The organism is Micromonospora sp. I033, from assembly GCF_053890995.1.
On record NZ_JBSSLX010000203.1, the window covers coordinates 1 to 10,673 of the forward strand.

The following is a 10,673-nucleotide window of genomic DNA, read 5'->3' on the forward strand; positions in this document are numbered from 1 at the left end:
CGTCGGGAAGGCACGCGATTCCTGACGCAAACCTCTTGATCAACAGCGCAAAGCGGGTCAGGACGAGTAGTGCTGGTCGTGGGCCTGGCGGGGGGCGCAGACCGAGGCGCGGCTGCAGGAGCAGCGGGAGCCGTCGGCGTCCAGGCGGACCGTCACCGAGTCACGGGGGACGCTGTGGCCGACCACCTTGCCGTCGCCCTCCGGGGTGGAGACGCGGCTGCCGATCGCCGGGGCGGACTCCTGGAACCGCTGGTAGAGCGGGTGTTCGTACTTGAGGCAGCACATCAGCCGGCCGCACGCGCCGGAGATGCGCAGCGGGTTGAGCGGCAGGTCCTGGTCCTTGGCCATCCGGATGGTCACCGGCTCGAAGTCGGTGAGGAAGGTGGCGCAGCACAGGTCCCGCCCGCAGGAGCCGATCCCGCCCTGCACCCGCGCCGAGTCGCGCGCGGAGAGCTGCCGCAGCTCGACCCGGCAGTGCAGGGTCGCCCCCAGGTCGCGCACGAGAGACCGGAAGTCGACCCGGTGCGGCGCCGTGAAGTAGACGGTGGTGCGGTCGCTGCCGGTCTCCGGTGTGGCGAAGACGTGGTCGATCGCCACCACCTTCATCGGCAGGCCGTGCTCGCGGATGAGCCGCTTGGCGGCCACCTTGGCGTCGGCCTTGCGCCGGCGCAGCAGCTCGTCACGGCGGAGGTCGTCCTCCCCGGCCAGGCCGGCGAGCCGGGGGAAGCCGCTGGTCTCCTCGCTGACCCACTGCGCCGCCCAGACGCACTCGGCCACCTCGGGCCCCTCGTCGGTGGGCACCAGCACCTTGTCGCCCACCTGGGGACGCAGCTCACCGGGGTCGAGGTAGTAGAGGCGCCCGTACCGGTTGAAGCTGACCGCGCAGAGCATGCCCATGCCCACCACCCTACGACCTCCGGGCGGCTCCGGCCCGGCCGCCCGTCGCCGTCCGGTCACCCGGCGCAGCGATCCATGATTGTCGACTCGACCCAATCGATCCCGACCCCTCGTGTCGTTGATCCTCGCCCGGACGGCTGAAACATGAGTCAGCTACGGGACAAACGGCGGTCGACCGCGTTGAGTGAAGCCATACCTGCGGGGGGTGCAGGGGAAGGCCACGGCGTCGCCGCCGGAGCCCGGCCACGGCCGGTTCGGCGTGCGACGCCGTGGACCTGCCAGCCCCCGTCAGTGCCCGATCCGCGTGGCGCCGCCGTAGTGGGGTGCGGTCGGCGTGCGGTCCCGCCAGGTCGTCTCGGCCAGGCTCGGCGCCCACTGGCGCAGCAGCGTCTCCGCGCCGTCGTAGGCCACGCCGAGCACGCCCAGCACCCGGGTGGCGATCTCGGCGGCCGCGAGCGCTCCGGACCGGCCGGCGTCAGCGCCCGGGCGGGTGGCGGCGTGCACGGTGACCGCCTCGGCCGAGCGCAGCACCTCGGCCAGCGCCCGGGCCAGCGCGACGCGGCTGCCCTCCACCCAGTCGGCCAGCGCGTCGGCGTAGCCGGCGGTCGACTCCAGCCGCCCGACCAGGCTCTCCGGCCCCTCGTCGAGGTGGCGGAGCAGGGCGCCGCGCGCCTCGTCGTACGCCCCGGCGGCCGGCCCGGACCAGGCGACCGGGTCGGCGAGCATGGCGCAGGTGTCGTCGTAGCCCCGGACGAGCCGGCGCACGGCGTGCCCGGCGCCGGCCAGAGGCGCGGGATGCAGGTCGAGGAACTCGCGCACGGCCGCGCCGGGAAGCACCTGCATCCGGCGCAGCAGCGGCCAGAGCCGGTGCCCCTCGGGCGCGCCGGCGGCGAGCAGCGCGTCGACCCGGACGAGCAGGTCGAGACCCGGCTCGGCGAGGCGGTCGAGCGCGTCCATCAGGCCTCCCGGGCCAGCCGCCGCCCGACGGACTCGTCCGTGGCGGAGTAGCGGTCGGCGGCGCTGCGCAGGGCGGCCGCGGCGGCGGCCAGCCGGGTGGCGGCGGCCTGCGCCTCGCGGGCCCGGTCGCCGGTGGCCGCGGTCCACTGCCGGTGCAGGGCCCGGCCGATCTCGCCGGGCCGGCCGGTGGCCTGGGCGCCGAACGCGGGGTGGGGCGGGTCGGTGGCGGTCACCGTGCGGGCCAGCGTGGCGAGGGTCGCGCCGGCCTCGTCGAGGCGGTCGGCGAGCGCGCGCAGCGTGTCCATGTCAGGCTCCCGCCAGCGGCCGGTAGGCCGCGAAGGTCTCGTTGTGCAGCTTCTCCCGGGCCCACTGTGCGGCGTCGGCGGCGGCGGTGACCGCGGCCTGCACCGATCCGGCCACGTCCCGGGGGCTGCGCTGGTGCAGCGGGCCGAGGAAGCGCACGTCGGTGATGCGCCCGCCAGCGGTCACCACCACCTCGACGAGGCCGTCCGGCGAGCGGACGGTGACCTCGACCGTCGACACCGCCTGGTCGAACTCGGCCTGGAGGGTCTCTATGCGGCGGTAGCGGTGGACCGCCTCCTCGATCCAGGCCTCGTCGATCTCCCCCCGCGGCATCGGCGGACTCCTCCCGGCTGACCCTCGTCACTGAGCGTGCCGCCATCGTCACCGCGGCCACACCGGACCGTACCGCAGTCAACAAAGCCTGTCGATGCCCTGTGGACAACGTTGCAGGGTGGTGGTCAGCCCTTCCACAGGGCGAGCATCATGGCCTCCACCGCGATCCGCGGCTTGACGTTCGCCTCGATCGCCGCCCGGCACTCCAGCACGGCCTCCAGCCGGCGCAGCGCCCCCTCGGCGTCCCACTTCTGCGCACCGGCCCCGGCGAGCGCCGCGGTGTCGGTGTGCACGGGCGCGACCGGCGCCCGCAGCGCCATGGTCAGCGCGTCCCGGTAGAAGCCGGCCAGGTCGACCAGGGCCCGGTCGAGCGCGTCCCGCTGGGCCCGGGTGGCCCGCGACTTCTGCCGCTTCTCCAGGTCCTTGAGCTGCCCGGCGGCGCCCCGCATGGCGCCGGCCGCGCCCCGGCCGGTGCCGCCCGCGCCGAGCGCGGTCTGGAGCGCGGCCTTCTCCGCCTCGTCGACCTCGGCCACCGACGCGGCGGCCTCCGCCTCGGCCGCCTCGATCAGCGCGGAGGCGGCGTCGAACGCGGCACCGACCCCGGTCAGCCGGCGCGGCACGGCGAGCACGGCGTCACGGCGCTGCCGGGCCTCCGGGTCGCGGGCCAGCCGCCGGGCCCGGCCCACGTGTCCCTGCGCCGCCGCGGCGGCCCACTCGGCCACGTCGGGGGCGATGCCGTCCCGGCGTACGAGCACCTCGGCCACCGCGCCGGCCGGCGGCTGCCCCAGCGGCACGACCCGGCACCGCGACCGGATGGTCACCGAGATGTCGTCCGGGTGCGTGGAGGGGGCGCAGAGCAGGAAGACGGTACGCGGGGGCGGCTCCTCGATCGCCTTGAGCAGCGCGTTGCCGGCGGCCTCGGTGAGCCGGTCGGCGTCCTCGATGATGACGATCTGCCACCGGCCGCCGGACGGCGTGCTGGCCGCCCGCAGCACCAGCGCCCGCATCTCGCTCACGCCGATGGAGAGCCCCTCGGGCACCACCAGGCGGACGTCGGCGTGGGTGCCGGCCAGCGTGGTGTGGCAGCCGGGGCAGCGGCCGCAGCCGGTGCCGTGCACGCACTGCAACGCCGCGGCGAAGGCGCGCGCGGCGACCGACCGGCCGGATCCGGGCGGCCCGGTGAAGATCCAGGCGTGGGTCATCCCGGCGCCGGGATCGGCCCCCTCCGGGCCGGCGGGGGTCGGCTCGTCGAACTCCTCGGCGAGCGCGTCGAGGGCGTCGTCGCCGGCCGGGCCCGCTCCGCCGGCCGACACCGGGGCGGCGGCCCGCAGCACGGCGGCGGCCGAGGCGGCGGCCCGGCGCAGCGTGACCACCGCCTCGTCCTGCCCGACCAGGTCGGCGAAGACGTCCGTCATCGTGGCGGGCGTTCCATCGTCACCAGCTCCGCGTCGGATAACTCGGGCTGGACCGTGGTGTCGGGGCCCTGGGCCGGGCGCGGGTGCACGATGGCGGCCGGGTCGACGAGGAACTCGTCCACCCGCCGGGCGACCGCCGCGGCGATCTCCTCGACCGGGCGGCTCGCGTCGAGGACCAGGTAGCGCTTGGGGTCGGCGGCGGCCAGGTCGAGGAAGGCGTACCGGACCCGCTCGTGGAACGCGAGCGACTCGGCCTCCAGCCGGTCGGCGCCCTGGTTGCGGGAGTCGACCCGGGACATGCCGGTGCGCGGGTCGACGTCGAGGAGCACCACCAGGTCGGGCTTGAGCCCGCCGGTCGCCCACGAGGAGAGCCAGGAGACCTCCTGCACCGGCAGGGTCCGCCCGGCCCCCTGGTACGCCAGGGACGAGTCGACGTACCGGTCGCTGATCACCACGGCGCCACGGATCAGGGCCGGCCGGACGACGGTGGCGACGTGGTGCGCCCGGTCGGCGGCGTAGAGCAGGGCCTCGGAGCGCGGCGACGGGGCCTCGTCGCCGGAGGTCTCCAGCACCAGCGAGCGGATCCGCTCGCCGATGCCGGTGGCGCCCGGCTCCCGGGTGACCACGACGTCCCGGCCCTGCCCGCGCAGCCGGTCGGCGAGTGCGGCGAGCTGGGTGGACTTGCCGGCGCCCTCGCCGCCCTCGAAGACCACGAAGAGACCGCTGGAGACGAAGGGCTCCGCCGGCATCAGCGGGCGGCCCCGGATCGAGCCCCAGAGGTCGGCCAGGACCGGCACGCCCTTCTTGTCGTCCATCTGGCCGAAGGCGCTGATCCCGGCGAAGATGCCGGCGGCGCCCGCGGCGAGCAGCAGCAGGCGGGTCGAGGAGACCGAGATGCCCAGGTCGGCGATGGTGAGCTGGCGCGAGCCACCGACGCCGACCAGGAGGCTGCTCAGCGCGATGGCCAGGATCAGCACCAGCCGGGTGCCGATCTGCACCACCGCGAAGACCCGGCCGCGCACCTCGTCGGCGACCTCGCCGCCGAGCAGCGTGGTGCCGGCCAGGAAGGCCATGCCGGCGCCCGCGCCGACCAGGATCGCGCCGAGCATGGCCATGGACAGGTGGATGGCGAAGGCGAGCACCAGCACGGAGGCGCTGGCCAGCACGATGCTCATGCCGAACCAGCGGCGCCGGGACATGTCCCGGACGATCATCGGGCCGGCCCCGATGCCGATCGCCAGGCCGATGAAGATGGCGCCGAAGAGCAGGTAGAACGCGGCGTCACCGGCGCCGAGCGAGGCGGCAAAGAACTTCGCCGTGCCGATCACGATGCCGCCGCCGGCGAAGGCGCCGAAGATGCCCAGCACGAGGCCGCGGACCAGCGGCGTCTGGCCGATGAACCGCCAGCCCTCGGTGAACTGGCGCGTCATGCTCTGCTCGGTGCGCTCCCGCTCGGTGGCCTGCGCCTGGCTGATCTCCTTGATCCCGACGGCCACCACGATCGCCGTGGCCAGCCGGGAGAGCGCGTTGAACCAGAGGGCGAGCTGTGCCGGCTCCGCCCAGGACGGCATCTCGCCGCCGGTGACCCCGCGGATGCTCCGGTCGAGCACCGCCAGGCCGATGGCCGCGGCGATCGGGGTGAGGCCGTACGTGGTGATGAGGGTGAGCTGGTTGGCGCTCTCCAGCCGGGCGCGCGGGATGAGGTTGGGGACCGCGGCCTCCTTGGCCGGGATCCACATCAGGGTGACCGTCTCGATCAGGAAGGTGGCCACCAGCGCCCAGCTGACCACCAGTCCGCTGCCGGCCCCGGTGAGGGCGACCAGCGGGATGGAGGCGAAGAGCAGGAAGCGCAGCACGTCGCAGATGACCATCGTCCAGCGCCGGTCGAACCGGTCGGCGAACACGCCCGCCACCGGCCCGAGCAGCAGCGCGGGGAGCAGCCGGATGGCGATGGTCGTGCCGAAGGCGGCACCCTTGGCGGTGCTGCCGGAGACCTGGGAGGCGGCGAAGACCGAGGTGGCGAGCAGGCCGAGCCAGTCGCCGAAGGAGGCCGCGCCGAGCACGATCCACAGCCGGCGGAACGGCCGGATGCGCAGCACCGACCGGATGGCGGCGGCCCCGGAGCGGTCGGCCTGCGCCGACGGCGACGACACGCCGGGCGACTCGCCGTTGTTCTGGCTTTCGATGGCCGTACCTCCACGTGCCGGCCCAGAGCTGGGCATCCCCGGTGGAACACTCTAGTCGCGGCGAGATGCGTCCCCCTCCGCGACATTCGCCTGCTCGCCGAGCCTAGGCCGCCGGGACCACCACCCGCAGCCCGGACAGACGCGAGGGTATTTCGCATTGCCGTCCAGACAGTTAGCGTGCAGACGTGGCCACCGACCGAGACAAACTTCGCGATCGCCTCGATCGGGCGACCGCCCACCTCGACCCGCCGTACGCGGTGGTCGATCTCTCCGCCTTCGATGCCAACGCGGACGCGCTGGTCGACCGGGCCGCGGGCAAGCCGGTCCGGATCGCCAGCAAGTCGGTCCGGGTCCGCGAGCTGCTGACCCGGGCGCTGGGTCGGCCCGGCTGGCACGGCGTGATGGCGTTCACCCTCCCCGAGGCGCTCTGGCTCGCCCGCAGCGGCGTCAGTGACGACGTGCTGGTCGCCTATCCGACCGCCGACCGGCGGGCGCTCGCCGAACTGGCCGCCGACCCGGCGCTCGCCGACGCGGTGACCCTCATGGTCGACGACGCCGGGCAGCTCGACCTGGTCGACCAGGTCTGCCCGCCCGGGCGCCGGCCGGCACTGCGGGTCTGCCTCGAACTGGACGCCTCCTGGCGACCCCTCGGCGGCCGGGTGCACGTCGGCGTCCGGCGGTCCCCGGTGCACAGCGCCGGGGCGGCCGGCACGCTCGCCGCCACCGTCGCCGGGCGGCCGGGCTTCCGGCTGGTCGGCCTGATGTCGTACGAGGCGCAGATCGCCGGCCTCGGCGACGCCCCGCCCGGGCAGGCGGTGCTGGGCACGGCCATCCGGGTCACCCAGCGCGGGTCGTACCGGGAACTGCTGGCCCGCCGGGCGGCCGCGGTGGCCGCGGTACGCGAGCACGCCGACCTGGAGTTCGTCAACGGCGGCGGCACCGGCAGCGTGGCCGCCACCAGCGCCGACCCCGCGGTCACCGAGGTCACCGCGGGCTCCGGCCTGTTCGGGCCGACGCTCTTCGACGCGTACCGTGCCTGGCGGCCGACCCCGGCGGCCTTCTTCGCCTGCGCGGTGGTCCGCCGCCCGGGGCCGGGGCTGGCGACCGTGCTCGGCGGCGGCTGGATCGCCTCGGGCCCGGCCGCGGACAGCCGGCTCCCCCGGCCGTGGCTGCCGGCCGGGCTGAAGCTGCTGGGCGCGGAGGGCGCGGGCGAGGTGCAGACGCCGCTGGCCGGCGACGTCGCGACCGCCCTGCGGATCGGCGACCGGGTCTGGTTCCGCCACGCGAAGGCCGGCGAGCTGTGCGAGCACGTCAACGAGGTGCACCTGGTCGACGGCGACAGCGTGGTGGCCACCGTGCCGACCTACCGCGGCGAGGGCCACGCGTTCCTCTAGATGGTGACGGCGGGCCCCGGCGCACCTCGGGAACCCGCCGCTCGTCGTCCTGCCCCGGTCGCACCCCGGGCATCGCACCTTGCCGTCACCGCCGGCACCAGGGCGGTGACGCGCTGCTCAACCCTGCTGGACGGCCTCCGTCCGGGCGTCGACCTGCCGGTGCAGGTATTCCCGGATGAGCGCCTTCGCCTCGACGAGCACCCGCTCGTCGCCCTCGGTCTTCCGGCGGAACGCCAGCTTGATGAGGGAGTCGGCCGCCTCCACCGCGACCTCCAGGTGGAACCGGAGGTCGGGTACGCCGGCCAGACCGAAACGCTCGGTGAGCACCCGGGCGAGCTGATCGGCGATCACCCCGTTGTTGTCCCGCTGCTCGTCCAGCAGGTGCACGTCGACCACGTCGCCGAAGTGCAGGGTACGGAAGCCCGGGACCGTGCGGTGCATCGAGATGTACTCGTCGATCGCCGCGTCGACGCCGTCCCACCAGTGGGTCAGGTCGGTCGAGGCGAACCGCTCGTCGAGCCGCTGGAGATAGGACTCCATCGTGCGCAGCGTCAGCGCCTGCACGATCGCCCGCTTGTCCGGAAAGAACTGGTAGACCGACCCGATCGCCACCTCGGCACGCTCGGCGAGCAGGGTCGTGGTCAAGCCCTCGTACCCCACCTCGTCGACGAGCTCGGCGCAGGCGTCCAGCATCCGCTGGACACGCGCGACACTTCGACCCTGCACCGGTACCCGACGCAGCGGCCCGGTCGTGGCGGCTGGTGTGGACACTCGGCGCCACCCCCCTTCGACGGATGAACATATCTGCACGTCACGAGTCTGTGACTACCGGTACAACGAGCCGGGCTCGATTGCGGTATTTACCAGGTACAACGTTCCTGATATGAAGTCAGTTCATATTCACGTCGAGGAGCGTCCCATGGTCGGCACGCCAGCCGCCTGGTCCAACTGGGCCGGCAACCAGCGCAGCACCGCCGCCCTCACGGTGCGCCCCCGCACCGTCGAGGAGGTCGCCGAGGCGGTCCGCCACGCCGCCGACACCGGCCGGACGATCCGGGCGGTGGGCAGCGGACACTCCTTCACCGGGACCGCCGTCGCCGACGGCCACCGGCTCGACCTCGCCGACCTGGACACCGGGGTCACCGTCGACCCCGCTCGCCGCCTGGTCACCGTACCGGCCGGAATGACCCTGCACACCCTCAACGCCCTGCTCGCCGGCCACGGCCTGGCGCTGCCCAACCTCGGGGACATCGACGCGCAGACCATCGCCGGGGCGCTCTCCACCGGCACCCACGGCACCGGCGGGAAGCTCGGCTGCCTGTCCACCTTCGTCACCGCGTTGACGCTGGTCACCGGGACCGGCGAGGTGCTGCGCTGCTCCGCCGACGAGCACCGCGACGTCTTCGCCGCCGCCCGGGTCGGGCTCGGCGCGGTCGGCGTGCTGGTGGAGGTCACGCTGCGCTGCGTCGACGCCTTCGTGCTCCGCGCCCACGAGCGGCCCGCGGCGCTCGCCGCCGTGCTCGACGACCTGCCCGGCCTCGTCGAACGGCACGACCACGCGGAGTTCTACTGGTTCCCGTACACCGACCGGGTGCAGGTCAAGGCCAACGACCGGGTGCCCGCCGACGACCGGCCGCTGCCCCGCTGGCGCGGCTGGCTCGACGACGAGTTTCTCTCCAACACCGTCTTCGCCGGAGCCTGCCGGCTGGGCCGCGCCGTGCCGGCGCTCGCCCCCGGGATCAGCGCGATCTCCGCCCGGGCGCTCACCGAACGCACCTACACCGGCCGCTCCGACCGGGTCTTCTGCACCCCGCGCCGGGTCCGCTTCGTGGAGATGGAGTACGCGCTCCCGCGCGCCGCCCTGCCCACCGCGCTGGCCGAGCTGCGGCGGATCGTGGACCGGCTGCCGTTCAAGGTGCTCTTCCCGGTCGAGGTGCGGTTCACCGCCGCCGACGACATCTGGCTCTCCCACGGGTACGGGCGGGACTCCGCGTACGTCGCCGTCCACCAGTACGTGGGGATGCCGTACGAACCCTACTTCCGCGCGTTCGAGGAGGTCACCACGGAGCTGGGCGGCCGCCCCCACTGGGGCAAGCTGCACTGGCGAACCGCGGAGTCCCTGGCCACGGCGTACCCGAAGTTCACCGACTTCCTGGCGGTCCGCAAGCGCCTGGACCCCGACAACCGCTTCACCAACCCCTACCTCAACCAGGTGCTGGGCGCCTGACCTGAGGATCTTGGAAGGAAGGGGCCCTATGAGGGCGCTTTCCTTCCAAGATCTCGGCGAGCCGTCAGCCGCGCCAACCGGCGGCCTGGAGGGCGGTGCGGAGTTGGGCGACGACCGTCTCGGGGTCTGCGCGGAGAGCCCACGAGGGGAAGCGGAGGATGCGGTCGCCCTCCACCCAGAGATCGTTCTGCCGGCGCATGTCCGCCCAGGCGTGCGCGGGGTCGAGATGCTGGCCACCGTCCACCTCGACGTGCACCCGCCACTCCTCGAAGTAGGCGTCCAGATAGCGACGACGGCCGGCCGCGTCCCGCCGGACCTTCTGCCGGGTCGGTTCGGGCAGCCCGGCTCGGCGGGCCAGGCTCAGCAGGTCCAGCTCGGCCAGTGAGTGGGCGCCACCAGCGGCGTCCGCGGCGGCGGCCAGGATCAGCCGGCGCCGACGGAGGCGCGGCATCCGGTCGACGACCTCGCGCAGGTCGTCCCCGCTCACCAGGCGCTGCTGAAAGGCCGCCGCGACGATGGCTCGGGCCTGCCCGTCGTCAGGCGCCCACTGAGCCGCGTCGATGATCGACCGGGGCGCCGCCGTCCGGGGCGGCTGCCCAAGCGGCAGCACGTCCCGGTCCGGTAGGTGGCTCGTCCGGTGCGCCCGGACAGCCGTGGGCAGCGGGGCACGACGACGGGCAGCCGGCAGCAGCAGATGCACGACCCGGTCGGGAAACCCGCGCAGGCCGCCGGCCTGGGCGGCGGTGAGCCCGCCGAGCAGCGCGGTGGGCCCGGCGGCCAGCACGGCGATCCATCGCAGCTGGGCCGGGCCGATCGGACCGCTGTGGGCGACCAGGACCGCCCGGTGCACCTGCCGCCAGCGACCGGTCGCCACCCGGTGCCGGATCGCCTTGCGGGTCAGATGCTCCCGCGCCTGCGCCAGGGAGATCACGTCGTCCTGCCGAAAGAGCAACCAGGTCAA

General features: G+C 74.4%; 10 protein-coding genes. 2 read left to right on the forward strand and 8 right to left on the reverse strand.

Annotation, left to right across the window (positions count from 1 at the left end; all coding sequences use genetic code 11):
* Window positions 1-57: 57 nt before the first annotated feature.
* The 6 genes from ACW0Q9_RS25130 to tmk form a co-directional block, all read right to left on the reverse strand.
* Complete coding sequence (locus tag ACW0Q9_RS25130) at window positions 58-897, reverse strand: PSP1 domain-containing protein (RefSeq protein WP_456185338.1); 840 nt, start codon at window positions 895-897, stop codon at window positions 58-60.
* A gap of 288 nt (window positions 898-1,185) precedes the next feature.
* The gene (locus ACW0Q9_RS25135) at window positions 1,186-1,854 is read right to left on the reverse strand and encodes a hypothetical protein (protein ID WP_456185340.1); all 669 of its coding nucleotides are present in this window, start codon (window positions 1,852-1,854) and stop codon (window positions 1,186-1,188) included.
* The gene (locus ACW0Q9_RS25140) at window positions 1,854-2,159 is read right to left on the reverse strand and encodes a hypothetical protein (protein WP_456185342.1); all 306 of its coding nucleotides are present in this window, start codon (window positions 2,157-2,159) and stop codon (window positions 1,854-1,856) included. Before ACW0Q9_RS25140 ends, ACW0Q9_RS25135 begins: the two co-directional genes overlap by 1 nt.
* Window position 2,160: 1 nt before the next feature.
* The gene (locus tag ACW0Q9_RS25145; RefSeq protein ID WP_456185344.1) at window positions 2,161-2,490 is read right to left on the reverse strand and encodes a YbaB/EbfC family nucleoid-associated protein; all 330 of its coding nucleotides are present in this window, start codon (window positions 2,488-2,490) and stop codon (window positions 2,161-2,163) included.
* A 125-nt stretch (window positions 2,491-2,615) separates the two neighbouring features.
* A complete protein-coding gene (locus ACW0Q9_RS25150; RefSeq protein ID WP_456185346.1) occupies window positions 2,616-3,905 on the reverse strand; it encodes a DNA polymerase III subunit delta' in 1,290 nt (429 codons plus the stop codon).
* On the reverse strand, window positions 3,902-5,968 hold the full coding sequence (tmk, locus tag ACW0Q9_RS25155; protein ID WP_456185354.1) for a dTMP kinase: 2,067 nt from the start codon (window positions 5,966-5,968) through the stop codon (window positions 3,902-3,904). The genes ACW0Q9_RS25150 and tmk overlap by 4 nt, the downstream gene beginning before the upstream one ends.
* A gap of 308 nt (window positions 5,969-6,276) precedes the next feature.
* Here tmk and ACW0Q9_RS25160 point away from each other — a divergent pair, with 308 nt between their 5' ends.
* Window positions 6,277-7,485, forward strand: coding sequence for an amino acid deaminase/aldolase (locus tag ACW0Q9_RS25160; RefSeq protein ID WP_456185348.1), 1,209 nt, complete (start codon window positions 6,277-6,279; stop codon window positions 7,483-7,485).
* Window positions 7,486-7,602: 117 nt separating this feature from the next.
* On the opposite strand, the gene ACW0Q9_RS25165 is transcribed toward ACW0Q9_RS25160, so the two are convergent.
* Window positions 7,603-8,178, reverse strand: a complete 576-nt coding sequence (locus tag ACW0Q9_RS25165; protein ID WP_456185356.1) for a TetR family transcriptional regulator — start codon at window positions 8,176-8,178, stop codon at window positions 7,603-7,605.
* Window positions 8,179-8,404: 226 nt separating this feature from the next.
* Between ACW0Q9_RS25165 and ACW0Q9_RS25170 the strand changes: the two genes are divergently transcribed.
* Window positions 8,405-9,712 carry a D-arabinono-1,4-lactone oxidase gene (locus ACW0Q9_RS25170; protein WP_456185350.1) on the forward strand — a complete coding sequence of 436 codons (1,308 nt, stop codon included), beginning with the start codon at window positions 8,405-8,407 and terminating at the stop codon, window positions 9,710-9,712.
* 64 nt (window positions 9,713-9,776) lie between these two features.
* Here ACW0Q9_RS25170 and ACW0Q9_RS25175 read toward each other — a convergent pair.
* The coding region (locus ACW0Q9_RS25175) for a DUF559 domain-containing protein (protein ID WP_456185352.1) at window positions 9,777-10,673 on the reverse strand (897 nt) is incomplete at its 5' end.